Consider the following 21,485-nt stretch of genomic DNA (forward strand, 5'->3'; position numbering starts at 1 on the left):
GTGCGGCATCCGTGCTCGCGGCTCAGGCGTGGAAATGGCCCGTTCGGACTAGACGCGGCGACCGTTCGAGCGCCGCAGGCCCGGTCGACCGCGAGCGAAGCGAGCCTGGTCGACCGGAACACAGGAGCGGCGAGCGAAGCGAGCGCTGAGCCTCTGCGGCGCGCAGCGCCGCGTCCGTAGGACTACTGGGTGACGAACTCGGTGAAGTACACCCCCATCACGTCCCCGTGGTACTCGTGCTCCAGGTGCTCCATCAGCTCCTCCTTGAGATGCTGGCGCTCCTTGGCCTTGCTGATCTCCGCCATGTCCCGGCCGGAGAAGAGGTCGATGACGGCGTCGAGGGCCTTGCTGCCGTCGGGTGCGTGGGCCACCGATGCGGTCATCTGCAGGGCGATCCCGATCCGCAGGTAGTGCCCGCCCTCGAGGTTGATCTGGACCGGCTCCATCACCAGGACCTCGCCGGGCTCGGGCGGCGGCGGGGGGCCGGACGGCTTGAGGAAGAACCAGTAGCCGGCCCCGCCCAGCACCAGCACCAGGACGGCGACGATGACGAGCTTCTTCTTCCCGCCCTTCTTCGGCTCCTCCTCGGCGCCGGGCGTGGGCGGTGCGGTCGTGGTGGTGCTCATCGCTTCTCCTCCGGGTCGGCGTCGCGGAGGGCGGCCGCCTGGGCCCCCTCCTCGTCGGTGGTGTCGGTGTCGGTCTCGGTCCCGCGGTCGGCGCCGCGGCGGCCCTGGCGGCCGTCCTCGGTCGCGGGGTCCTCGAGCCCCTCCCCGGCGAGCCCGGCGAGCTCGTCGAGGGAGGCGGCGGCCTCGGGCAGCAGCGCGGCGTCCTGGGGGGCCAGGCCGGTGAGCACCACGATGTCCACCCGCTTGTTGACCTCCTGCGAGCCCGGCTCGTCGGGGTCGATGAGCGGGCGGGTCGAGCCGTAGCCGGCGACCGACAGCCGCTCTGTCGGCAGGCCGTGGCGCTCCTCGAGCCGGCGCAGCACCGTCACGGCCCGGGCCGCGGCGAGGTCCCAGTCGGTGTCGTAGTACTTCGGCTTCACCGGCACCTGGTTGGTGTGCCCGTCGACCTGCAGGTCGTCCTCCAACCGGGCCAGCACCGGCGCGATGGCGTCGACGACCTGCTGGCCGCGCGCGCTCAGGGTGGCGAGGTTGGCCTCGAAGACCACGTGCCGGGAGACCAGGCTGACCACCAGCCCCCGGTGGTCGTACGACGTCGTCACGTCGCCGCCGAGACCGCGGGAGTCCAGGGCGCCGAGGAGGTCCCTGCGCACCTCCTCCAGCCGCTCGGCCTCGGCGGTGGCCTCGTCCCACGAGCGCTGGTTCTGCAGCGCCTGGGCCTGCTGGACTGCGTCGGCCACGGCCTGCTGCTGCTCGGGGGTCATGTCGTCGGTGTTGACCTGGGGCGCGATCGCGCTGACCGGCGCGGTGCCGGCGTAGTCGAGGATCGACTCGTTGCCGCTGAGCAGCGCGTCGCTGTTGCCGAAGCCGGCTGCCAGGCCGTCCTTCAGCTCGGCGTACTTCCGCTCGTCGACCGCGCTCATCGCGAACATGACCACGAACAGCACCATCAGCAGCGTGACCATGTCGGCGTAGCTGACCAGCCAGCGCTCGTGGTTCTCGTGCTCCTCGTGCTCCTCGTGCTTCTTGCGGCGTCCGCCGCCGTGACCGCTCATGTCACGCCGCCTCGGGGAGCTGGTCCTCCGCGGGCAGCAGCGAGGTCAGCTTCTGCTGGATGACGCGCGGGTTGGCGCCGGCCTGGATGGCTGCGATCCCCTCGATCACCAGCTCCATGCGGGCGGCCTCGAGCTCGGAGAGCCGCTTCAGGCGGGCGGAGATCGGGAGGAAGATGATGTTGGCGCTGGCCACGCCCCACAGCGTCGCGAGGAACGCCGCGGCGATGAGGTGGCCCAGCTTCTCGGGCTCGGCGAGGTTCTCCAGCACGTGCACGAGGCCCATGACGGTGCCGACGATGCCGATGGTGGGGGCGTAGGCGCCGGCGTCGGCGTAGAACTTCGCCGACTGCTTGTCGGCCCGCTTCTTGGCCGCGACCTCGGACTCGAGGATCTCGCGGACCTCCTCGGGGTCGGTGCCGTCGATGGCGAGGGTCACGCCCTTGGCCAGGAACGGGTCGTCCATGTCGCGGACCATGTCCTCCAGGGCGAGCAGGCCCTCGCGGCGGGCCCGGTCGGCCAGGGAGACGATCTGCGGCACGGCGTCGGCGCCGGAGGTCTGCGCGCTGCCCATGAAGGCGCGGCCGAAGGCCTTGACGGCCGCCTTGGCGTCGGGGAGCGTCCCGCCCGCGATCGTCACGAGGATCGAGGTGCCGAAGACCAGCAGCATCGGCGGCAGCAGCAGCATCGACATCGGGTTGCCGCCCTCGAGGATGTTGGCGGTGACGACGATGCCGAAGCCACCCACCACGCCCAGCGCGGTCGAGATGTCCTTCATCGCGGCGTCACCTCCCCCTCGGAGCCGCGCGTGGCGGCCGCGTAGCCGGCGTCGACGACGCTGAGCGTCGGACGGGCCTGCTGCAGGTCCAGCAGCGAGGCGAGCGCCGGCTGGGCGTGCAGGGCGTCGTGCGGGTCACGCGGGAGCAGCAGCTCACCGACGTGGATGTGCCCGGAGAGTGCGACGACCTCCGCGCGGTGGCGCAGGATCGTGGCCATCACCTCGCGCAGCGGCTCCGCGACGACGTACTTCTTGCCGTCGACCAGCGTGATCACCGTGTCCGGCGTGCTGTCGATGCGCTCGATGAGGTCGGCGTTGAGGGCGAACACGGACCCCGAGAGTCGGGTCAGCGAGATCATGGGATGCACCATCCTTGTGCGGGTCCGACAGCCGTCCGTGGCCGTCGGAGGAGAAGATCGGCCGCCGGTCCCGACACCTGAGGAGTCGGGACCGACGGCCTCGGTCTGCAGTCGCGCGGCGGGCTCAGCGCTTGATGTTGACGAGCTCCTCGAGCACCTGGTCGGAGGTCGTGATGACCCGCGAGCTGGCCTGGAAGCCGCGCTGGGCCAGGATCAGGTTGGTGAACTCGGAGGCCAGCTCCACGTTGGACATCTCCAGCGCACCGGCCATGACGGTCGCGTTGCCGCCCTCGCCGGGGACGCCGGGGATGGGGGCGCCGGAGTTCGCCGAGGCGCGGAAGGCGGTCTCGCCGATCTTCTCCAGGCCCATCGGGTTGTTGAAGTCCACGAGGGCCAGACGACCCATGTCGCGCTGGACGCCGTCGGAGAAGACACCGCGCAGGGTGCCGTCGGAGCCGAAGCTGAAGGAGTTGAGCGTGGCGCCGGCCAGCGGCGGGGTGATGACGGCGGGATTCATCGTGATGTCGACCAGCGCCGACATGTCGGTGGTGCCGTCGGGGTTGATGTTGTAGCCCTGCACCCGGGCACCGGAGTTGGTGACCAGCGTGCCGGTCTCGTCGAAGGTGAAGGCACCGGCGCGGGTGTACATCTGCTCGTTGCCGCGCTGGACGACGAAGAACCCGTCGCCCTGCAGCATCAGGTCGGTGTTGCGCCCGGTCATCTGGGCCGAGCCCTGGCCGAAGTTGGTCGACGTCGCGGCGAGCTGGACACCCAGGCCGACCTGGACGGGGTTCGTGCCGCCGCGCTCGGCGTTCTCGGCCGTGCCGCCGGCCATCATCTGGCTCAGGGTGTCCTGGAAGACGGTGGTGCTGGCCTTGTAGCCGGTGGTGTTGGCGTTGGCGATGTTGTTGCCCGTGACGTCGAGCATGGTCTGGTTGACGCGGAGGCCGGAGATGCCGGCGAAGAGCGAGCGGAGCATGGTGGGTGCCTCTCAGGAGTCGGTCGACGACGTCGAGCCGGTGGACGGGGTGGCGGAGGAGGGACCGGCGCTGGCGCCGGACCCGGTGACGGAGAGGACCGAGGCGAGCGGCACGTCGACACCGTCGACGTCGAGCACCGGTCCGGTGGCGCCGAAGGTCACGCCCTGCACCGCTCCGGTGCCCTGCGTGCCGTCGTCGAGGGTGTAGGCGACGTCGCGGCCCACCAGCGAGCTGGCGCCGAAGGCCATCGTGGCCCCGAGCACCATCGCCGTCTGGTCGGCGACGTCCTGCATCTTCTCCAGGGCCGTGAACTGGGCGTTCTGCGAGAGGAACTCGCTGGAGTCGGCCGGGTTCATCGGGTCCTGGTACCTCAGCTGGGCGACCATGAGCTGCAGGAACATCTCCTTGCTCTCGTCGGTCGCCGCAGCCGCACTGCCGGGCATGAAGCCCGCCAGTCCGCTGGCCGTCACAGCCTCGGTGGCTGGGATGGTCATCGGGTCCTCCTCACATGCTCACGTCGAGCCGCGCGGCAGGGCCGCGGGACGACGTGAGCGGGTCGGCCGGGCGGGGGGTCCCCGCGCCCTGGCTGCCGTCCCTGGCGGTGGTGTCGACCTGCGTCCGTGCGGGTCGCCCTGCGTCCCGGTCGCCGGCCTGGGGCCGGTCGCCGGGGGTCTGGTGGTCCGACGCCTGGCCGGCGTCGGGCTGCGACGACGGTGCGCCGCCGTCGTACGCGCCCTGGTGGGGCTGCTGCTGGCCCGCGGGCTGGTGGAGCACCGCGACCTGGGTCTCGCCGGCGGGTCGGCCGGCGGCGGCGCCGAGCGCACGCTGGAGCTCGGGCAGGCCGTCGCTCAGCGCCACGCGGGCGTCCTCGCTGCCGGTCGCCATCCGGACCCGTACGCCGCCCGGGTGGACGGTCAGGGTGATCCGGACGTCGCCGAGGTGCTCGGGGTCCAGGCGCAGCACCATCCGGTGCGTGCCGGGGCCGGCGTGCACGAGCCGGGTCAGCTCGGGCACGACCTGGGCGGCCGCGCTGCGGGTGACCTGGGTCGTGGGCTGGGCCTCGGTCGCGCGGGTCGCCTGGGTGGCGTCGACGGCCGGGGTGGCCTGGCTCGCCTGGGTGGCCTGGGTCGACTGTGTGGCCTGGGCGCTCTGGACCATGGTGGGGCCCGGCTCGGTGGAGCGGGGCTCGGACGCCCGGCCCGCCGTGCCCGCGGCCGTGCCTGCCGCGGCGCCGGTCGAGGTCTCGACGTCGCGGGCCCCGCGGGCGTCGTGGCCGGACCGGCCGGGGTCGGCGTCCGCGTCGGTGCCCGCGTGGGTGCCCGGCTGGCCCGTGGGCAGCGGTGCCTGGTCCGCGGTGCCGGCGGAGGAGCCGCCCTCGGTCCCGTCGGCCCCGCTGGCTGCGGTGCCGGCAGGTGCGGCGAGCGGCGCCGGGTCGACCGGCTCGAGTCCCGCGGAGGCGGGGGTCGCGCCCTCGGCCGCGGTCGGGAGCAGCTGCTCCTGGGCGGTCGGGGCTCCCGCGGCCGCCGTCCCGTCGACCGGGACGGCCACGGCACCGGCGGGTCCGGCAGCGGAGGCAGGCACCTCTGCCACCTCTGCCGTCGCGACGGCGACCGCGTCGGCGGCCGCGGGTGCGGCGAGCGGGGAGAGGCCGAGGGCGGCGGCGAGGGCGGGCGCGGCGACCGGCAGGGGTACGGCCGTGGCGACCGCCCCGGCGAGGGCGGCGGCTGCGGCCGCGCCCTCGGCGGTGCTCGCCGTGGCAGCCGAGGCGGCCTCCTCGGGGACCTCGGCCACGTCGGTGCCGGCGCCGTCCGAGGTCGCGATGCCTCCGGGGGCTGCGCCCGGGTCGGGCGGAGCGGTGCCGTCGGCGACGTCGGTCGTGGCGCCCAGCACGGCCTCCACCAGGGTCGCGAAGATGTCGGCGCTGGAGCCCGTGGAGCCGGTGGAGCCCGCGCCGGCGCCAAGGGCGGACGAGCCGGAGCCGGAGGGGCCGGCGGACGGAGTGGTCGCGACAGGGGTCGGGAGCGGTGCGATGGTCATCAGGCCCCCTGGACCAGGGCGAGGATCTTGGACACGTAGCCCTGGGTCTCGGCGTACGGCGGGATCCCGTCGTACCGCAGGACCGCGCCGGGCCCGGCGTTGTAGCCGGCGAGCGCGTGGTCGACCCGGCCGAAGCGGTCGAGCAGGTCGCGCATCAGCTGCGCGGCGCCCTGCACGGACTGCACCGGGTCGAAGGGGTCGGTGACGCCGAGGCCCTTGGCGGTGCCCGGCATCAGCTGCATGAGTCCCTGGGCGCCGGCGGGGCTGACGGCCGAGGGGTCGAAGCTGCTCTCGGTGCGGGCCATGGCGGCCAGCAGCACCGGGTCGACGCCGTGCTGGGCGCCGGCGGCGTTGAAGAGGTCGGCGAAGGGGACGCCGGAGACCCGCGACGAGGTGGTCGGGGCGCCCACCGGGGAGACACCCCCCACCGGGGCGTCCGGGAGGACACGACGGACGAAGTCGGGGGTGCCGTGGCCGGAGTCCTCGATGCTGATCACCCGGATGTCCAGGCCGGTGCGCGGCGCCTCGAGGATCATCCCGTCGCCGAGGTAGATCGCGATGTGGTCGGCGCCGACGTTGCGGCCGGAGTTGTCCCAGGCCACCAGGTCGCCGGGGCGGGCCTCGGCCATCGAGGCGACCGGGCTGCCCGCGCGGGCCTGGTCGGCCGAGACGCGCGGCAGGTCGATGCCGTGCTGGCCGTACGCGTACTGGACCAGGCCGGAGCAGTCCATGCCGCCGTCGGCCGGCGAGCTGCCGCCCCAGACGTAGGGCATGCCGACGTACTGCCGTGCCGTCGCGATGACCGCGTCCGCCGAGCCCGTGCCCGCGCTCGGCGAGCCGGTGGCACTGGCGGTGCCGGGGGCGTAGGCCGCGGTGGCGCCCGACATCATCTGGGCGAAGACCGCCCCGTTCATGGGCGCGGTGGGGCTCAGGCGCTGGAGCTCGCCCTGGATCTGCGCGATCCGGGCCTCGACGGCACCGATGCTCATGCCGCACCCCCGTGGACCTCGGCGGTCCGGCTGCGTCGCAGCCAGCCCTGCGAGGCGACCTCGTCGAGGTCGCGGTCCTCGGCGCGGCGGCGCTCGGTGCGGCGCTCGGCGGCCCGGCGCTCCAGCAGCCCCTCGACCGCGCCGAGGCGCGAGCGGTCGGCCTGCCAGCGGGCGTCGGCGTCCATCGCGACCGTCCGGGCGACCGAGAGGCGGGCGTGCTCTCCGACCAGGCTCTCGCGGAGCGCGGTCAACGACTCGCGCAGCGCCACGAAGGTCGCGGCGTCGCCGGAGACGAAGGCCGAGTGCCGCCGCAGCGAGTCCTCGAGGCCGGCGACCCGGGCCTCGTGGGCGCGCAGGTCGCGCAGCGCCTCGACCAGGCCGAGTCGGCTGTCGTGCTCGCGGACCTCGCGGACGCGGGCGACGGCGGCCAGGCCGCGGTCGGCGGGGTGGGTACGCCGGCTCATCGGCCCGCCCCCGGGAGGGCTGCGGGGCCGTCGGCGACCAGCACGTGCAGGTCGGCCCACGTGTCGGCGACGGGGGTCTGGTCGTCCATGGACTGGCGCAGGAAGGCGTCGATGCGCGGCATCCGCGCGATGGCACGGTCGGCCTCGGGGTCGGTGCCCGAGACGTAGGCGCCGATCTCGACGAGCTCCTTGACGTCGCGGTGCGCGGCCATCATCCGCCGCAGCGCGACCGCGTCGGCGCGCTGCTCGGGGGTGGTCACGGCACCGGTGACGCGCGAGATGGACTCCAGGACGTCGATCGAGGGGAAGTGGCCGGCGGTGGCGAGGCGGCGGGTGAGGACGACGTGCCCGTCGAGGATCGAGCGGGCGGTGTCCCCGATCGGGTCCTGGAGGTCGTCGCCCTCCACCAGCACGGTGTAGAGGCCGGTGATCGAGCCCGTGGCCGAGGTACCGGCGCGCTCGAGCAGCCGGGGCATCAGGGTGAAGACGCTGGGCGGGTAGCCGCGGGTCGTCGGCGGCTCACCGGCCGACAGGCCGATCTCGCGCTGGGCCATCGAGACCCGGGTGAGGCTGTCCATCATCAGCACGACGTCGCGGCCGGCGTCGCGGAAGGACTCCGCGATCCGGGTGGCGACGAAGGCGGAGCGGACGCGCTCCACGGGCGGGGCGTCGGAGGTGGCGACCACGACGACCGAGCGGGCCAGGCCCTCGGGGCCGAGGTCGTTCTCGATGAACTCGCGGACCTCGCGACCACGCTCGCCGACCAGGGCGATCACCGAGACCTCGGCGTCGGTGCCGCGGGCGATCATCGACAGCAGGCTGGACTTGCCGACGCCCGAGCCGGCCATGATGCCGATGCGCTGGCCGCGGCCGCAGGGGACCAAGGAGTCCAGGGCGCGCACGCCCAGGCCGAGCTGGCGGCTGATCGTCGGGCGGGACAGGGCGTCCGGGGCGTTGCCGTCGACGTCGACCAGCGACATGCCGGCCAGTGAACCGAGGTGCGGACCACCGTCGATCGGGCGACCGAGGCCGTCGAGCACGCGGCCACGCAGGGCCTCGCCGACGCGGATCTTCAGCGGGCCACCGGTGTGGCGGACGTAGGCCCCGACCTGGATGCCGGTCAGCCGGCCCAGCGGCAGGCAGACCAGGCCCTCGGTGCTGGAGGCGACGACCTCGACCAGGACCGGCGGGGTCGCCTGGACCTCCAGCAGGTCGCCGACGGCGGCGCGCAGGCCGGTGACCTGCAGGTGCAGGCCGACCATCTCCGAGATCCGGCCCAGGCCGAGCGGACGGACGGCGGCCAGGGCGCGCGAGCGGTGTGCGGCGAGCGCAGCCTGGGCGCGGGCGGCGCCCGAGCCGGCGCCAGCGCCGGGCAGGCCGGACAGGGGGAGGGCGCTCACGAGAGCACCTCGCGGACCCGGTCGAGGGCGCTGCGGATCCGCAGGTCGACGGCCTCGACGGTGGACTCGACGAGCGCGTCGTGCGGGTCCAGAGCGGGGTCGGCCACCACGGTGACGCCCTGCTCGCGCAGGGTCGACACACCGGCCTCGCCCGCCACCGACGGCGCGAGCCGCACCGTCACGGGCAGGCCCTGCGGCAGGACCGCCAGCGCCCGGCGTACGACGTCGCCGACCGGGTCGGCGGCCGTGGCCAGCTCGTGGCCGACCAGGGTCTCGGTGAGCTCGAGGGCCAGCCCGAGCGCGTGCTCCTCGACCTCGGCGGTCGTGGCCGCGACCTGCTGCTGCAGGGCGGCGGCGGCACGCGCCAGGCCCTCGACCGCGGCCCGGTGCTCGGCCTCGCGGCGGGCCTCGGCCTCGCGATGGGCCTGCTCCAGCTCCGCGCGCTGGGCGGCGGCCTCGGTGGCAGCCTCTCGGCGACCCTCGGCCCAGCCGGTGGCGTAGCCCTGGGCGCGCGCGGCGGCCCGGGTGGTCTCGGCGAGCCCCGAGAGGACCTCTTCGGTGACCGGGTCGCCCAGCCCGCGCTCCCCGCCGAAGCGGGTCCAGGTGCCGGTGCGCAGCTCGGGGGTGCTCAGCAGCCCGACGGCCGCCGCCTGCTCCCCCCGGAGCACGCGCCCGTCGAGGTCGGCCAGCACGCTCTCAGTCGACGAACTCAACGTCGCCCCCGCGTCGGATCATGATCTCGCCGCGCTCCTCGAGCTGGCGGATCGTGCGGATGATGGCCTGCTGGGCCTCCTCGACCTGGGAGAGGCGGACCGGCCCGAGCAGGTCGATCTCCTCCACGAGGCCCTCGGCGGCACGGCTGGACAGGTTGCGCGTGATCTTCTCCCGCACGGCCTGCGAGACGCCCTTGAGCGCCAGGGCCAGCGAGGAGACCTCGACCTGGCGCAGCACCTGCTGCACCGAGCGGTCGTCGAGGCTGGTGATGTCCTCGAACATGAACATCCGGCTCTTGACCTCCTCGGCCAGCGCCGGGTCGAGCGCCTCGAGGCCCTCGACGATCGAGCGCTCGGTCGAGCGGTCGGAGCAGTTGATGATGTTGACCATCTGGTCCAGCCCGCCGACGCGCGACATGTCCTGCGGCTGGAGCATCGAGGAGAGCTTGCGCTCCAGGGTGCTCTCGACCGCCTTGACGATGTCCGGCGACGTGCGGTCCATGACCGCGATCCGGTGCGCGACCTGCGCCTGCTGCTCGGCCGGCAGCCCGGAGAGCAGCAGCGAGGCCTTGTCGGGGGTCATGTGCGCCAGGACCAGCGCGATCACCTGGGGGTGCTCCTCGACGATGAACGAGCGCAGCTGGGCGGGGTCGGCCTGGTGCAGGAACTGGAAGGGCATCTGCACCGCGGCGGCGTGCAGCCGCTCGATGATCTGGGCGGCGCGCTCGGGGCCGAGCGACTGCTCCAGCAGTGCCTGGGCGAACCCGAGGCCGCCGCGGGCCATGTGCTCGCGGGCCATCAGCATGTCGCGGAACTCCAGGGCGACGGCCTCGGACTCCGCGACGCTGACCGAGTCCAGCATCGCGATCTCGGCGGTGATCGCCTCGACCTCGTGCTCGTCGAGCGCGCTCAGCACCTTCGCCGCCTGGCTCTTGCCCAGCTGGACGAGCAGGATCGCGGCCTTGCGGGCGCCGAGGGCCTGGATCGGCCCGCCCTTGACCATCGTGCTCATCAACGCTCCACCAGCCAGCCGCGGAGCAGGGCGGCGACGTCGTCGGGCTGGCGCTCGATCAGGGCGCTGAGCTCCTCACGCACGTTGGACTCCTCGATGTGCTCGGCCTCGGCCAGCGCCAGGGCGGCGGCGGGCGCCTCGATGGCCTGGCGCTCCTGGCGCAGCTGCTCGACGACGTACGTCGTGGCCTGCTCGCGCTTCTTGTTGCGGCGGCGGGCCGAGAGCATGGCCAGCAGCAGGACCAGCAGGACCGCGCCGACCAGCGCGCCCTTCTCGATCAGGTCGGCCCGGGCGGCGGCGGCCTCGGCGGCCGCCGCGGCCTCGAGCTCGGCGGCCACGGCCTCCTCGCCGCTGCGGTCGAAGGGCATCGTGACGACGCGGATGCTGTCGTTGCGCCGGCCGTCGATGCCGATCGCGTCGGCGATGAGGGTGCGCACGTCGGTCGCGGAGACGCCCTGGGTCGTGTTGGTGTCCAGGACGACGCCGACGTTGAGCTTCTTGACCGAGCCGGGTGCGGTCTCGCGGGTCTCCACGACGGTGTCGACGCCGTTGGTGCGCGAGCTGGAGGAGTTGTTGTACGCGCTGTCGCCGGCGGCGCCGGCACCGGTGTCGGTGCCCTGGTCGACGCCGACGACTCCGCCGACGCCCTCGGCGGCACCGGCGCCGGAGTAGGTCTCGCTCGAGAGCGACTCCTGCAGCGCGGGGACCTCCTCGTCGGCGCGGTAGTCGGTGGTCTCGGTGATCGCCTTGTCGAAGTCGAGCTCGACGGTGGCCTGCACCGTGGAGTTGCCCGGGCCCACGACCCGGTCGAGCATCGCCTGGAGCCGCGCCCGGAGCTGGTCCTGGTAGGCCTCGGTCTGCTGGGTGCGCTCGGTCGCCACGGCCGAGGTGCTGCCGCCGGGGGAGGAGAGCACCTGCCCGCTGGAGTCGGCGACGGTGACGTTGTCGGGGTCCAGGCCGTCGATGCTGGAGGCGACGAGGTGGACGACCGCCTGGACCTGCTCGGGCGCGAGGGTGCTGCCCGGGTTGGTCTGCACGAGGACCGAGGCGGTCGCCGGCTGCTGCTCGTCGGTGAAGACGTCCTTCTGCGGGATCGCGAGGTGGACGACCGCGCCGTCGACGCCGTCGATGGCCTTGATGGTCGAGGCGAGCTCGCCCTCCATGGCCCGCTTGAAGTCGGTCTGCTCCTTGAACTCCGAGGTGGAGATGCCCTGGTCGTCGAGGATGGAGTAGCCGCCCTCGCTGGCCGTCGGCAGGCCCTCGCCCGACAGCGTGATCCGGGTGCTGTGGACCACGTCGCGCGGCACCATGATCGTGCCGCCGCCGTCGGCCAGCTCGTAGCCGATGCCCTGCGCCTCCAGCTCCTCCACGACCGCCGAGGCGTCGGCGGGCGCGAGGTTGGAGAAGAGCGGGGCGTAGGTCGGGGCCGAGGCCCAGCGGAAGACCATGAAGCCGCCCAGCAGCAGCGCGGCGGTGCCGATGATCGCGACGACCTTCTGGCCGGCGGTGAACTGCTGGAACGTGGAACGGTGGCGGTTCATCGACCGCGTGAGGACGTCGCGCATCAGACCTGCATCCGCATGATCTCGGTGAACGCCTCGACCGCCTTGTTGCGGACCGCGACGGTGACCTGGGTGGTGACCGCGGCCTGGGTGGCGGCGATCGTGTAGTCGTGGAGGTTCTGCAGGTCACCGGTGGCGGCCTGCACGGAGAGCTGGTCGGCGGTCTTCTGGACGCCGTCGAGGCGGTCCAGGCCGTCGAGCACGAGCTCGCCGAAGTCGGGTCCGGAAGAGCGCCCGGCACTCCCGGTGCCGCCGACCCCGCCGATGCCGCCGATCTCGGGCGCCGACGGGGGCGCGCTGGGGACGGTCGGCGGGACGTACGGCGTGAAGCCGCTCATGCCCTCGATGCCGCTGACGCTCATCGGCCGATCCCGACCGCGGTGGAGTAGGTGTCCTGCGCGAACTTGGTCACCTGGGCGGAGGCCTGGAAGCCGCGCTGGGCCATGATCAGCTCCGACATCTGGTCCGACATGTCCATGTCGGGCAGGCGCACGTAGCCCTCCTCGTCGGCCAACGGGTGGTCCGGCTGGTAGGTCAGGCGGCCCTCGGCGTCGCTGAGCGCGACCTCGCGCACCCGGACCCCGCCGTCGTCGCGGGACTCCGCGACCACCAGCTGGGCCTGGAAGGCGTCCTGGTCCGTGCCGCGCACGGTGCCGACGTTGGCGATGTTGTGCGCCAGCGCGTCCAGCCAGGTCTGGTGCATGCCCAGGCCGGAGCCGGCGATGCGCAGGGAGTCGAAGGCGCCCATCACACGGCCCCGGCGACGGTCTTGACCAGGGCGAACCGGTCGGTCACCGCCCGGGCGACCATCTGGTACATGAACTGCGACTGCATCGCGGCGAGGGTCTCCTTGCGGAGGTCGACGTTGTTGCCGTTCTCACCGACCGGGGTGTTGGCGTCCAGCTCCATCGGCGCGGCGCCGCCGAGGCGGCGTGCCATGGCGCCCTCCGCGCTGGGGGCCCCACCGGGGCCGCCGATGGCGGAACGGAGCACGGACTCGAAGTCGACAGCCGTCGCGCGGAAGCCGGGGGTGTCGATGTTGGCCAGGTTGTCGGCGATGGTGTTCTGACGCTGCGACAGTCCGTCCAGGGCGAAGCCCAGGACGGCCGACACGGAGTCGGAGACCGCGTACGACGGGACGGACACGACTACTCCTCACGCTGGTGCGAGGTGGCTGCCGGTCCGTCGGCGGAAGGGGTGAGCGTTCCGTGCTCGAGGTGGCTGATCGGCTCGTCCGCGGGGCACCTGAGCGCTTTCCCCCGCGGTGGGCCTTCGACCGTGACATACCCCCCAGGTGGACTAGTCACGGGTAGCCCGGCTGGTCCGGGGACGCACGAGACCCCCCGGACCGGAGGGGCCGGGGGGTCTTGCGTGTGGTGTCGCAGGGGTCCGTCGGGAGCGACGCCCGGTGACGGGGGTCGCTCAGGTGAGGACCACGGCCACCCGACCGGAGCCGTAGCCCGCGACGTCCACGTGGAAGTCGGCCCTGCGGCCGAGGATCTGGGTGCGGATGCGCGCGTCGACCGGGAGCTCCTGGCCGGCGGTCTGCGCGGAGTAGAGCCGGAGGTGGGCGGCGCCCTCGACGTTGAAGACCGCCGAGAAGACGTTGAACACCTCGGCGAGGCCCTCGGCCATCGTCCCGGGCAGGGCGCCGTCCTCGATGGCCTGCTCGGCGCCGCTGGAGGGCACCAGGGCGAGAGCGGCCCCCGCGTGCGCCGACAAGGGGAGGTCGAAGGCGACCACCGCGCGCACCACGAGGGAGTCGTCGACGAACTGCGCGATGCTCGCCGGGTAGTGGGCGTTCACCGCGAACGGCGGCCCGGGCTTGAGCGTGACGTCGCGGTCCAGGAGGTCCCCGAGCAGGTCGCGGATCTCCTTGGGTGCCGGCAGGTGCACCGGCTGTGCCTGGTCCGGAGCCTTCATGACGGGCTGGCTCACGTGCTCGCCCCGAGCACCGTGCCGAGGGCCTCGTCGAAGACCTCGGGGGTGAAAGGCTTGGCGATGAGGAAGGCCGCCCCCGCCGCCTCGGCCTGGGCTCGCATGGCAGCAGAGCCCTCGGAGGTGACGAAGCCGAACGGCACCGTCCCGCCCGAGGCGCGCAGCGTGGTGAGGAAGTCGATGCCGCTCATCTCCGGCATGTTCCAGTCCGAGAGGACCAGGTCCGGGGCCTCGCGCTGGACGGCCTCCAGGCCCTCGCGACCGTTCTCGGCCTCGACGATGTCGTGGCCGGCGTGGCCGGACTGGCGCAGGGTGCGGATGACGATCTGGCGCATCACGCGGCTGTCGTCGACGACGAGGATCTTCATCGGGGTGCTCCTAGCTCGGGGCGTGCAGGTCGGGGGATCGGTGAGCTGACGTCAGGCGACGGCAGGGGGAGGGGGCGTGTGGACGGTCACGACGACCGGCTCCCCGCGCCAGGTGAGGTCGAGGCGGCAGACCTCGAGCAGGTGCGAGCCGGGGGAGATGTCCCCGTGACCGACCAGCGGCAGCGACAGCACGGCGGCGCCGGCCATGAGGCTCTTGATGTTGCCGCCGACCATGTTGACCAGCTCGCCCAGGGCGTCGCGCAGGTCCTCGTCGGTGCAGTCCTCCTCGCTGCACATCAGCATCGTGGAGGTGACGTGGACCGCGCCCGGGTCGGTCAGCTGGACCGTGACCTGGGCGTCCCACCCGCCGCTGACGGTGATGGCGGCCGACCAGCCCCCGGGCGGCAGCGGCGTGGGCAGCGGCAGGATCGGGTCCTCGGCTCCGAGGAAGCTCGACCACACCTCCTCGACGACGGCGTGCACGTCCCCGAGGGACGGCTCCATGGTGACGGTCATGCCGGGACCTCCTGGGCGACGAGCCCGAGGAGCTCCATCTTCTCGATGATGGCGTCGGGCGTGAACGGTTTGATGACGTACTCGTGGGCTCCTGCGGCCAGCGCCCGCACGATCTGGCCGTGCTCGCTCTCGGTCGTGACCATCATCAAGGTCACGTTGCGCCACCGCTCGTCGGCCCGGACGCGGGTGACGAAGGTGTAGCCGTCCATGAGCGGCATGTTCCAGTCGATGAGGCAGATGTCCGGGACCAGCCCGGACTCGAGGTGGTCGAGGGCCTCCTGGCCGTTGCCGGCCTCGGTGGTCTCGAAGCCCAGCTCGGTCACGATGCGGCGCAGGATGCTCCGCATCGTCCGGGAGTCGTCGATGATGAGGGCGTGCACGTCAGGCTCCTGTCTGACTGAGGGCGGTGAAGGCCGGGGTCGTCGCGGCGGGTGCTGCCACGGGCTTGGTCGCCAGGGTCGGGCGGGCGACCGCGCGCGGCCGGTGCATCCAGACCCGACCCGCGGCCTCGCGGGTCCAGGCGTCGTCGAGGTCCAAGGTGGTCTCCGACGAGCCGAGCAGCAGGAAGCCGTCCGGCGAGATGCGCGTGCTGACCCGGCGCAGGATGTCGCGCTTGGTGTCCATGTCGAAGTAGATGAGCACGTTGCGCAGGAAGACGATGTCGAAGACCGGCATCGGGGGGAACGGGGCGGCCAGGTTGAGGTGCTGGGTGGTCACCATCGCGCGCAGCTCGGGGGAGACCTCCCACTCGTTGCCGACCCGGGTGAACCAGGTGACCAGGCGCTGCGCCGGCATGCCCCGGTTCATCTCGACCTGGGAGTACCTCCCGGCCTTCACGCGCTCCAGCATCGACGTGGACACGTCGCTGGCGTGGATGCGGGCCGTCCAGCCCGGAGGCAGGTGCTCCTTGAGCAGCATGGTCAGCGAGTACGCCTCCTGCCCGCTCGAGCACGCTGCGGACCAGATCTCCAGGTGCTTGACGTGCTTGCGTGCCTCCAGGAGCGGGGGAAGCATGGCGTCGGTGAAGGCCTGGTAGGGCGCGAGGTCGCGGAACCACGACGTCTCGTTGATGGTCAGCGCGTCCACGGCACGGGCGCGCTCGGCGATGTCGGTGGACAGACGGGCGACGTACGAGTCGACATCCGGGGTCCCCGCAGCGCGGGCGAGGGGGAGCAACCTGGCCTCGACGAGGTACTCCTTGCCCGGTTCGCAGAGCATGGCAGTCTCTCGTCGCAGCAGGTCCGCCACGTAGGCGAAGCTGGAGGGTGAGATCACGCCGGTCCCATCGTCCCGGCGGTGGGGGACCTGAGGGCTTCTCGTGCCGGTGCAGTCCGGCAGGGACCAAGGTCCCGACCTGGCTCCGTCCCGGTCACCGACCCCGCGGACGCCTCACGTGGGTGCCGGGGATGCCGATGTCACGCTCGTGATCCGTGCTCTCGTGGTCGACGACTCGGCCGTGCTGCGTCGCTTGATCAGCAACGTGCTTGCCTCCGACCCCGAGATCGAGGTCGTCGGCACCGCCGTCGACGGTCTCGACGCGATCGAGAAGGTCGACGTGCTCAAGCCCGACGTCGTCACCCTCGACGTGGAGATGCCCCGCCTCGACGGGCTCGGCGCGGTCAAGGAGATCAGTGCCCGGCACCCGCGGCTGCCGGTCATCATGTTCAGCACGCTGACCGAGAAGGGGGCCAGCGCCACGCTGCACGCCCTCTCCAACGGGGCCAGCGACTACGTCGCGAAGCCCACCGGTGCGACCTCCTTCGCCGATGCCCTCGACATCGTCCGGGACGAGCTGCTGCCCCGGGTCAAGGCGCTCACCGCCGCCCGACGCATCTCCGCCGCCGCGCCTGCTGCCGTGCCCCGGCCGCGGGCCACGCCCCCGGTGCGCACCCAGCCCGAGGTCCTCGTCATCGCCTGCTCCACCGGCGGACCGGACGCGCTGTCGAAGGTGCTGGCCGGGCTGCCGGCCACCTTCGCCCTGCCCGTGCTCGTCACCCAGCACATGCCGCCGGTCTTCACCGCCCAGTTCGCCGACCGCCTCGACCGGGTCTCGCCGCTGTCGGTGCGCGAGGCCTCCGACGGCGACGTCGTACGCCGCGGCGAGGTCCTCGTGGCGCCCGGCGACTTCCACCTCCGGGTCACGCGGTCGGCGGGCGTCGTCCGGGCCGCCCTGGACCAGGGCCCACGGGAGAACTTCTGCCGCCCGGCCGCCGACCCGCTGCTGCGCTCGGCCGCCGAGCTCTACGGTCCCGGCGTGCTCTGCCTCGTCCTGACCGGCATGGGTTCCGACGGCCTCGAGGGGGCCCGGGTCGTGGTCGACAAGGGCGGACGGGTCGTCGTGCAGGACCAGGCCACCTCGGTCGTCTGGGGCATGCCGGGTGCCGTCGCCGGCGCGGGGCTGGCCCACGAGGTGCTCCCGCTGGAGGAGATCGCGCCGCGGCTCAGCGTGCTGGCGGGGGCCCTGCCGGTCGGCTGAGGTCTGTCTGTCGGGGTCGGTCGTGGGTGGTCGGCGCCGGTCGGGCCCTCGCGCGGAGGCGTCGGCTCCCTGCCGGGGGCGATCGGACGGGCGCCCCCTTCGTCGCTACCAGCCCGCTCGCTCGTACCTCACGAACGGGCCGCCAGACCCAACCACGCTCCTCCGGGGGCGCCCGTCCGATCGCCCCCGTCAGTCCGCCGACTCGGTCGCGCGAGGGCCCGACCGACGCCTCCGGGTCGCTCGTGGGCGCGGTCGTGGGCGGTGACTCGGCGCTGATGTGACGGTGGGTCGGCGCTCGTGCTGGCTAGCTGCCGCGCTTGCGGAGGGCCTCGGCGAGGCTGGCGACGGCGTCCTCGGCGGGGGAGGAGGCGGCCTGGTTGGTGTTGGCGACCTCGGCCAGGAGCTCGGCGCGGTTGACCGCGACCGAGCGGGGGGCGTCGATGCCGATGCGCACGACGTCGCCGCGGACCTCGAGCACCGTCACGGTGATGTCGTCGCCGATGACGACGCTCTCACCGACGCGGCGGCTCAGGACCAGCATGGGGCAACGCTACCCGGCGTAACTCTCCCTCGTGGCGTTCAGGCCACGAGCGGCGTGTGGGTGGACAGTGCCGGGTCGTCGAGGACGACCTGGCAGGCCCGCTGGGTGTGGGTGTTGACGAGCACGGGGGCGAGCAGGTTGGCCGTGGTGTCGGCCAGGCTCGGGCCGGCGGTGAGCACGCTCAGCAGCAGCACGTCCTCGGCCCGGGTGACGCCGAGCTCGGAGGCCGTAGCGTCGTCGATGACGGGGGCGTACTCGGGGAAGAACGCGTGCGGGGGCACGACGAGGAAGCGCAGGTCGGGGTCGTCGAGGGAGCGCAGGGCGCAGAGGACGCCGTCCTCGTCGAGGCGCACGAGCGCGAAGCGGCGGTGGGCGGGGAACCCGGGCATCGGGTGGACCAGCTCGATGACGGGCAGGTCGGCCGCGACGGACTCGGCGGACGAGCCGTTCTCCGACGGGCCGGACGGGGGCTCGGTCATCTGGCTGCGGTGCTCCTCGGCTGCGGGGTGGGCGGCAGGATCCCTGGTCTCGGTGGCGATCATCGCAGGAAGTCCACGAGGCTCGGCTGCATGACGCGCGCGGTGGAGGCGAGGGCCGCCTGGTAGGCGACCTCGTGCATCTGAAGGTCCACCATCGCCTTGGGGAGGTCGGTGTCCTCGACCTCGGAGAGGGCCGAGCGCAGGGTGACCAGGGCGTCCTGGCCCTTGCGCTCGGCGGAGTCGACCCGGTTGTAGGCGGCACCCACGGCGGCCTGGGCGTTGCTGACCTGCTTCTGACGGGCGTTGATCGCGGCGATGCCGGCCTGGACCGCCGTCTTGTCGCCGGTGCGCAGGGCGTTCTCGAGGGCGGTGAGGTCGTCGAAGAGGCTGGCCCCGTTGGGTCCGACGACGTCGGTGCCGCTGATGTCGATGCGCACCTTCACGCCATCGGCGACGCTGCGCTCCACGGGGGCGTCGACGCCGACGTAGGCGCCGGTGGCGTCGAAGGCCTGGCTGCCCGAGGTGACCCCGCCGAAGATCGGCCGGTCGAGGTAGGTGGTGTTGGCCTGGGCCAGGAGGCCCTCGCGGATCTGGGCGACCTCGGTGGCCAGCGCGGCGCTCGTGGTGCCGGTGATGGAGGCGTTGGCGCCCTGGAGCGCCAGCTCGCTGACCCGGCGCAGGTTGTCGGCCATGCCCTGCAGGGTGGTGTCGGTGACGTCGAGCCAGCCCAGCCCGTTCTGCGCGTTGCGCACGTGCTGCTGGGTCTGGGCGACCTGCACGCGGATCTTCATCGACGTCGTCGCGTCGGTGGGGGAGTCCGAGGGCCGGTTGAGGTTCTTGCCCGTCGAGAGCTTCTCCTGGGTCTGGGCGAGGCGGTCGAGCCCGGCCTGCAGGGAGGTCAGCGACCGCCCCACGACCATGTTCTGGGTGACCCGGATCATCACCATCAGCCGACTCCTGTCCTGTTGATGAGCGTGTCGAGGACGGAGTCCATCACCGACATGACGCGCGCGGCGGCCTCGTAGGCACGCTGCGCGGTGAGCATCGCGACCGTCTCCTCGTCGAGGTTGACCCCGGAGAGCTGCTCGCGCGCGGCGTCGACCTGGTTGGTGAGGAGGGACTGGGTGCGGACCAGCCGCTGGGCCGAGGCGACCTCGGTGCCGAAGCCGTTGACCAGGCGCTGGTAAGCACCCTCCGCGGTGCCGGCCGTCCCGATCGCGTCGGCGGTGCTGCCGTCGAGCGCACCTCCCGGCAACGACGACGCCGCGACCTGGCGGTTCGTGACGTTGACGGTCAGGCTGGCCGCCGGGTTGGTGGGGTCGTAGGTGAAGAACGCCAGCCCCGGGTTGCCGTCCTTGTCGAAGCCGGCCGTGTGGGCGGCGTTGACCGTGTCGGCCAGGTCCTTGGCGACCGCGTCCAGCCCGGCGGCGTACGCCGGCAGCGTGGTGTTGAGCAGGTCCGTGGACGCACCGACCTCGCCGCGCACCCCGGCCGTGAGGGGCGTCGTGGTGACGCCGGTGGTGACGGACAGGGTCACGGGCTGGCCGTCGGACCCGCCGGTGGGCGTGACGCCGGTGGTGATCTCCAGCCGGCCGGCGGTGATGCCCGAGACGAGCGCGACGCCGGCGACGTCGACGTTCAGGGCCCCGTCCGGCTGCACGAGGCCGACCCCACCGGTGAGCTGGGCCAGCCGCTGGCCGAGCAGGTCGCGCTGGTCGGCCAGGTCGCTGGTGTCGACGCCGTCGAGCTTGGCGGTCGCGAGCGCCCGGTTGGTCTCGGCGAGCTCGACGGCGAGGGTGTTGACCTCGCTGACCGTGCCCTGGAGCGAGAGGCGCTGGGTGGCGGTCTCCGCGGCGACGTTGGCCGACTGGGACGAGAAGGCGGCGGCGAGGGCCTCCGCGCGGGCCAGCACCTGGCCGCGGGCCGCGGCACCGGCGGGGTCGTTGGCGACGTCCTGCCACGCGGAGCGGAAGTCGGCGAGGGCCGCGGAGACGCCGGCGTCACCCGGCTCACCCACGCCGCTCTCCATCCGGGCCAGCGCGGTCGCACGCAGCTGGAGGTAGGAGAGCGAGGAGTGCTCGGTGCGCGACCGCGCGTCGAGCAGTGCGTCGTTCATCCGGGTGATCCCGGCCGTCCGGACGCCCGCGCCGGCGCCCGCGCCCTCGTAGCGCGACCAGCGGGCCGGCACCGTCGGGGCGCCCAGCGACTCGCCGTCGACCCGACGGCGGTTGTAGCCCTCGGTCGAGACGTTGGCGATGTTGTGGCTGGCCGCGTCCATCGCGACGCGGTTGTACCTCAGCGCGCTGAGCGCGGTGTTGAGGGAGGACAGGGTGCCGGACACGGGCTCAGAGGCTGCTGTCGAAGAGCCGGGCCACGGGTGCGGCCCCGACGGCGCTGCCGTCGGGGCTGTAGCCCTCGGTGGTCTCGCCCAGGCCGGCCAGCGCCTCGCGGGCCTGGCGGTAGCCGTGGGTGAGCAGGTCGCGGTTGGAGTCGGCGAGCGCGGTGATCTGGCGGGTCGAGGTCGCGAAGGCCTCGCGGTGCTCGTGCAGGATCGTCGACCACGGCTCGGGGGCGGCGTCGGCGAGCTGGCGCAGCGTGGGGTTGGGCGCGCAGCCGACCTCCTCGGCGGCGGCGTCCGCGGCGACCGAGCGCAGCACCTCGGTCTCGCGCAAGGTCTCGAGCACCGCCTCCACGTCACGCGCGGCACGCATGAGGTGCTCGGTGCGGTTGCTGGCGAGGACCAGCTGCTCGACCTCGAGCCGGTACAGCAGGGTGTCGAGCAGCTCGCGCTCGCGCCAGAGGACCAGGCACAGCTTCTCCACGGCGTACTCCGACTCGGCTCGTGGACGACGCCCCATGCGTCGTCCTGGGTGGCGGCACGCAGGTGCCGACCCTCCAGTCGGCCGGGGACCAGACCACCTGAGACGTTTCGCCGGAGCTCCTCGACGGCCCGTGGCAGGTCCCAAGGGGGGATTCCACGCTCAGGACCCGCGTGGAGGCTCTGTGCAAACGCTTCCGTGGGACACGTGTCCGGACGGAGCCGAAAGTCCCGCTGGTCTAGCCCCTTTGGGGGCTCTTCGTACCTGCGGTGGGAGTGGGTGAGCGACTTGGCATGACGCGGTCGGGGTGAATGGGGTCGAGGCCCTCCAGGATCGGGAGCGACCAAGCTGCCCAACCGGAAGGCCTCGACGATGCTCG

The 21,485-nt window shown here is 73.1% G+C and carries 27 protein-coding genes; 1 reads left to right on the forward strand and 26 read right to left on the reverse strand.

The window, feature by feature from the left end; translation table 11 throughout:
* Positions 1-182: 182 nt before the first annotated feature.
* The 21 genes from ACYVID_RS16730 to ACYVID_RS16830 all read right to left on the reverse strand — a co-directional run bounded on the left by ACYVID_RS16730 (position 183) and on the right by ACYVID_RS16830 (position 16,066).
* Positions 183-626: a flagellar basal body-associated FliL family protein gene (locus ACYVID_RS16730; protein WP_460738988.1), complete on the reverse strand. Its 444-nt coding sequence runs from the start codon at positions 624-626 to the stop codon at positions 183-185.
* On the reverse strand, positions 623-1,678 hold the full coding sequence (locus ACYVID_RS16735; protein WP_460738990.1) for a flagellar motor protein MotB: 1,056 nt from the start codon (positions 1,676-1,678) through the stop codon (positions 623-625). Before ACYVID_RS16735 ends, ACYVID_RS16730 begins: the two co-directional genes overlap by 4 nt.
* A gap of 1 nt (position 1,679) precedes the next feature.
* The gene (locus tag ACYVID_RS16740) at positions 1,680-2,453 is read right to left on the reverse strand and encodes a motility protein A (protein WP_460738992.1); all 774 of its coding nucleotides are present in this window, start codon (positions 2,451-2,453) and stop codon (positions 1,680-1,682) included.
* A complete protein-coding gene (locus ACYVID_RS16745) occupies positions 2,450-2,812 on the reverse strand; it encodes a flagellar FlbD family protein (RefSeq protein ID WP_460738994.1) in 363 nt (120 codons plus the stop codon). The genes ACYVID_RS16740 and ACYVID_RS16745 overlap by 4 nt, the downstream gene beginning before the upstream one ends.
* A gap of 124 nt (positions 2,813-2,936) precedes the next feature.
* On the reverse strand, positions 2,937-3,791 hold the full coding sequence (locus ACYVID_RS16750) for a flagellar hook-basal body complex protein (protein WP_460738996.1): 855 nt from the start codon (positions 3,789-3,791) through the stop codon (positions 2,937-2,939).
* A gap of 12 nt (positions 3,792-3,803) precedes the next feature.
* The gene (locus ACYVID_RS16755) at positions 3,804-4,286 is read right to left on the reverse strand and encodes a flagellar hook assembly protein FlgD (RefSeq protein WP_460738998.1); all 483 of its coding nucleotides are present in this window, start codon (positions 4,284-4,286) and stop codon (positions 3,804-3,806) included.
* A 10-nt stretch (positions 4,287-4,296) separates the two neighbouring features.
* A complete protein-coding gene (locus tag ACYVID_RS16760; RefSeq protein WP_460738999.1) occupies positions 4,297-5,829 on the reverse strand; it encodes a flagellar hook-length control protein FliK in 1,533 nt (510 codons plus the stop codon).
* The gene (locus ACYVID_RS16765) at positions 5,829-6,818 is read right to left on the reverse strand and encodes a transglycosylase SLT domain-containing protein (protein WP_460739001.1); all 990 of its coding nucleotides are present in this window, start codon (positions 6,816-6,818) and stop codon (positions 5,829-5,831) included. Before ACYVID_RS16765 ends, ACYVID_RS16760 begins: the two co-directional genes overlap by 1 nt.
* On the reverse strand, positions 6,815-7,282 hold the full coding sequence (locus tag ACYVID_RS16770) for a flagellar FliJ family protein (protein ID WP_460739003.1): 468 nt from the start codon (positions 7,280-7,282) through the stop codon (positions 6,815-6,817). Before ACYVID_RS16770 ends, ACYVID_RS16765 begins: the two co-directional genes overlap by 4 nt.
* Positions 7,279-8,682, reverse strand: a complete 1,404-nt coding sequence (locus tag ACYVID_RS16775) for a FliI/YscN family ATPase (protein WP_460739005.1) — start codon at positions 8,680-8,682, stop codon at positions 7,279-7,281. Before ACYVID_RS16775 ends, ACYVID_RS16770 begins: the two co-directional genes overlap by 4 nt.
* The gene (locus ACYVID_RS16780; RefSeq protein WP_460739007.1) at positions 8,679-9,374 is read right to left on the reverse strand and encodes a FliH/SctL family protein; all 696 of its coding nucleotides are present in this window, start codon (positions 9,372-9,374) and stop codon (positions 8,679-8,681) included. Before ACYVID_RS16780 ends, ACYVID_RS16775 begins: the two co-directional genes overlap by 4 nt.
* A 4-nt stretch (positions 9,375-9,378) precedes the next feature.
* The gene (fliG, locus tag ACYVID_RS16785) at positions 9,379-10,407 is read right to left on the reverse strand and encodes a flagellar motor switch protein FliG (protein ID WP_460739009.1); all 1,029 of its coding nucleotides are present in this window, start codon (positions 10,405-10,407) and stop codon (positions 9,379-9,381) included.
* Positions 10,407-11,972: a flagellar basal-body MS-ring/collar protein FliF gene (fliF, locus tag ACYVID_RS16790; protein WP_460739011.1), complete on the reverse strand. Its 1,566-nt coding sequence runs from the start codon at positions 11,970-11,972 to the stop codon at positions 10,407-10,409. Before fliF ends, fliG begins: the two co-directional genes overlap by 1 nt.
* The gene (gene fliE / locus ACYVID_RS16795; RefSeq protein ID WP_460739013.1) at positions 11,972-12,331 is read right to left on the reverse strand and encodes a flagellar hook-basal body complex protein FliE; all 360 of its coding nucleotides are present in this window, start codon (positions 12,329-12,331) and stop codon (positions 11,972-11,974) included. Before fliE ends, fliF begins: the two co-directional genes overlap by 1 nt.
* Complete coding sequence (locus ACYVID_RS16800; RefSeq protein ID WP_460739015.1) at positions 12,328-12,717, reverse strand: flagellar basal body rod protein FlgC; 390 nt, start codon at positions 12,715-12,717, stop codon at positions 12,328-12,330. The genes fliE and ACYVID_RS16800 overlap by 4 nt, the downstream gene beginning before the upstream one ends.
* Entirely contained in the window at positions 12,717-13,115 is a 399-nt protein-coding gene (gene flgB / locus ACYVID_RS16805) for a flagellar basal body rod protein FlgB (RefSeq protein WP_460739017.1), read from the reverse strand. Before flgB ends, ACYVID_RS16800 begins: the two co-directional genes overlap by 1 nt.
* A gap of 276 nt (positions 13,116-13,391) precedes the next feature.
* Positions 13,392-13,907: a hypothetical protein gene (locus ACYVID_RS16810; RefSeq protein WP_460739019.1), complete on the reverse strand. Its 516-nt coding sequence runs from the start codon at positions 13,905-13,907 to the stop codon at positions 13,392-13,394.
* On the reverse strand, positions 13,904-14,275 hold the full coding sequence (locus tag ACYVID_RS16815; RefSeq protein WP_460739021.1) for a response regulator: 372 nt from the start codon (positions 14,273-14,275) through the stop codon (positions 13,904-13,906). Before ACYVID_RS16815 ends, ACYVID_RS16810 begins: the two co-directional genes overlap by 4 nt.
* A 51-nt stretch (positions 14,276-14,326) precedes the next feature.
* A complete protein-coding gene (locus ACYVID_RS16820) occupies positions 14,327-14,791 on the reverse strand; it encodes a chemotaxis protein CheX (RefSeq protein WP_460739023.1) in 465 nt (154 codons plus the stop codon).
* The gene (locus ACYVID_RS16825) at positions 14,788-15,171 is read right to left on the reverse strand and encodes a response regulator (protein WP_460739025.1); all 384 of its coding nucleotides are present in this window, start codon (positions 15,169-15,171) and stop codon (positions 14,788-14,790) included. The genes ACYVID_RS16820 and ACYVID_RS16825 overlap by 4 nt, the downstream gene beginning before the upstream one ends.
* A 1-nt stretch (position 15,172) precedes the next feature.
* Positions 15,173-16,066 carry a CheR family methyltransferase gene (locus ACYVID_RS16830; RefSeq protein ID WP_460739027.1) on the reverse strand — a complete coding sequence of 298 codons (894 nt, stop codon included), beginning with the start codon at positions 16,064-16,066 and terminating at the stop codon, positions 15,173-15,175.
* 148 nt (positions 16,067-16,214) lie between these two features.
* Between ACYVID_RS16830 and ACYVID_RS16835 the strand changes: the two genes are divergently transcribed.
* Positions 16,215-17,267: a protein-glutamate methylesterase/protein-glutamine glutaminase gene (locus ACYVID_RS16835; protein ID WP_460739029.1), complete on the forward strand. Its 1,053-nt coding sequence runs from the start codon at positions 16,215-16,217 to the stop codon at positions 17,265-17,267.
* A gap of 304 nt (positions 17,268-17,571) precedes the next feature.
* Here the strand turns inward: ACYVID_RS16835 and csrA are convergent, their stop codons facing one another.
* From csrA to ACYVID_RS16860, 5 genes are read right to left on the reverse strand one after another with little or no spacing between them, the layout of a single operon-like run.
* A complete protein-coding gene (gene csrA / locus ACYVID_RS16840; protein WP_460739031.1) occupies positions 17,572-17,808 on the reverse strand; it encodes a carbon storage regulator CsrA in 237 nt (78 codons plus the stop codon).
* 38 nt (positions 17,809-17,846) lie between these two features.
* Complete coding sequence (gene fliW, locus ACYVID_RS16845; protein WP_460739033.1) at positions 17,847-18,350, reverse strand: flagellar assembly protein FliW; 504 nt, start codon at positions 18,348-18,350, stop codon at positions 17,847-17,849.
* On the reverse strand, positions 18,347-19,234 hold the full coding sequence (gene flgL, locus ACYVID_RS16850; protein ID WP_460739035.1) for a flagellar hook-associated protein FlgL: 888 nt from the start codon (positions 19,232-19,234) through the stop codon (positions 18,347-18,349). Before flgL ends, fliW begins: the two co-directional genes overlap by 4 nt.
* Positions 19,234-20,628 carry a flagellar hook-associated protein FlgK gene (gene flgK / locus ACYVID_RS16855; protein WP_460739037.1) on the reverse strand — a complete coding sequence of 465 codons (1,395 nt, stop codon included), beginning with the start codon at positions 20,626-20,628 and terminating at the stop codon, positions 19,234-19,236. The genes flgL and flgK overlap by 1 nt, the downstream gene beginning before the upstream one ends.
* Positions 20,629-20,632: 4 nt before the next feature.
* Entirely contained in the window at positions 20,633-21,145 is a 513-nt protein-coding gene (locus tag ACYVID_RS16860; RefSeq protein ID WP_460739038.1) for a flagellar protein FlgN, read from the reverse strand.
* Positions 21,146-21,485: the final 340 nt, after the last annotated feature.

This window comes from Nocardioides ginkgobilobae, from assembly GCF_054781275.1.

Bases quoted from the DNA above. Each gene is read 5' to 3' on its own strand.
- fliE (WP_460739013.1), bottom strand. From the start codon at position 12,331: ATGAGCGTCAGCGGCATCGAGGGCATGAGCGGCTTCACGCCGTACGTC.
- fliW (WP_460739033.1), bottom strand. From the start codon at position 18,350: ATGATCGCCACCGAGACCAGGGATCCTGCCGCCCACCCCGCAGCCGAG.
- ACYVID_RS16755 (WP_460738998.1), bottom strand. From the start codon at position 4,286: ATGACCATCCCAGCCACCGAGGCTGTGACGGCCAGCGGACTGGCGGGC.
- flgL (WP_460739035.1), bottom strand. From the start codon at position 19,234: ATGGTGATGATCCGGGTCACCCAGAACATGGTCGTGGGGCGGTCGCTG.
- ACYVID_RS16860 (WP_460739038.1), bottom strand. From the start codon at position 21,145: ATGGGGCGTCGTCCACGAGCCGAGTCGGAGTACGCCGTGGAGAAGCTG.
- ACYVID_RS16800 (WP_460739015.1), bottom strand. From the start codon at position 12,717: ATGGGCGCCTTCGACTCCCTGCGCATCGCCGGCTCCGGCCTGGGCATG.
- ACYVID_RS16750 (WP_460738996.1), bottom strand. From the start codon at position 3,791: ATGCTCCGCTCGCTCTTCGCCGGCATCTCCGGCCTCCGCGTCAACCAG.
- ACYVID_RS16740 (WP_460738992.1), bottom strand. From the start codon at position 2,453: ATGAAGGACATCTCGACCGCGCTGGGCGTGGTGGGTGGCTTCGGCATC.
- ACYVID_RS16815 (WP_460739021.1), bottom strand. From the start codon at position 14,275: ATGAAGATCCTCGTCGTCGACGACAGCCGCGTGATGCGCCAGATCGTC.
- ACYVID_RS16745 (WP_460738994.1), bottom strand. From the start codon at position 2,812: ATGATCTCGCTGACCCGACTCTCGGGGTCCGTGTTCGCCCTCAACGCC.
- ACYVID_RS16820 (WP_460739023.1), bottom strand. From the start codon at position 14,791: ATGACCGTCACCATGGAGCCGTCCCTCGGGGACGTGCACGCCGTCGTC.
- ACYVID_RS16730 (WP_460738988.1), bottom strand. From the start codon at position 626: ATGAGCACCACCACGACCGCACCGCCCACGCCCGGCGCCGAGGAGGAG.
- fliF (WP_460739011.1), bottom strand. From the start codon at position 11,972: ATGCGCGACGTCCTCACGCGGTCGATGAACCGCCACCGTTCCACGTTC.
- ACYVID_RS16770 (WP_460739003.1), bottom strand. From the start codon at position 7,282: ATGAGCCGGCGTACCCACCCCGCCGACCGCGGCCTGGCCGCCGTCGCC.
- ACYVID_RS16735 (WP_460738990.1), bottom strand. From the start codon at position 1,678: ATGAGCGGTCACGGCGGCGGACGCCGCAAGAAGCACGAGGAGCACGAG.
- ACYVID_RS16760 (WP_460738999.1), bottom strand. From the start codon at position 5,829: ATGACCATCGCACCGCTCCCGACCCCTGTCGCGACCACTCCGTCCGCC.
- ACYVID_RS16765 (WP_460739001.1), bottom strand. From the start codon at position 6,818: ATGAGCATCGGTGCCGTCGAGGCCCGGATCGCGCAGATCCAGGGCGAG.
- csrA (WP_460739031.1), bottom strand. From the start codon at position 17,808: ATGCTGGTCCTGAGCCGCCGCGTCGGTGAGAGCGTCGTCATCGGCGAC.
- fliG (WP_460739009.1), bottom strand. From the start codon at position 10,407: ATGAGCACGATGGTCAAGGGCGGGCCGATCCAGGCCCTCGGCGCCCGC.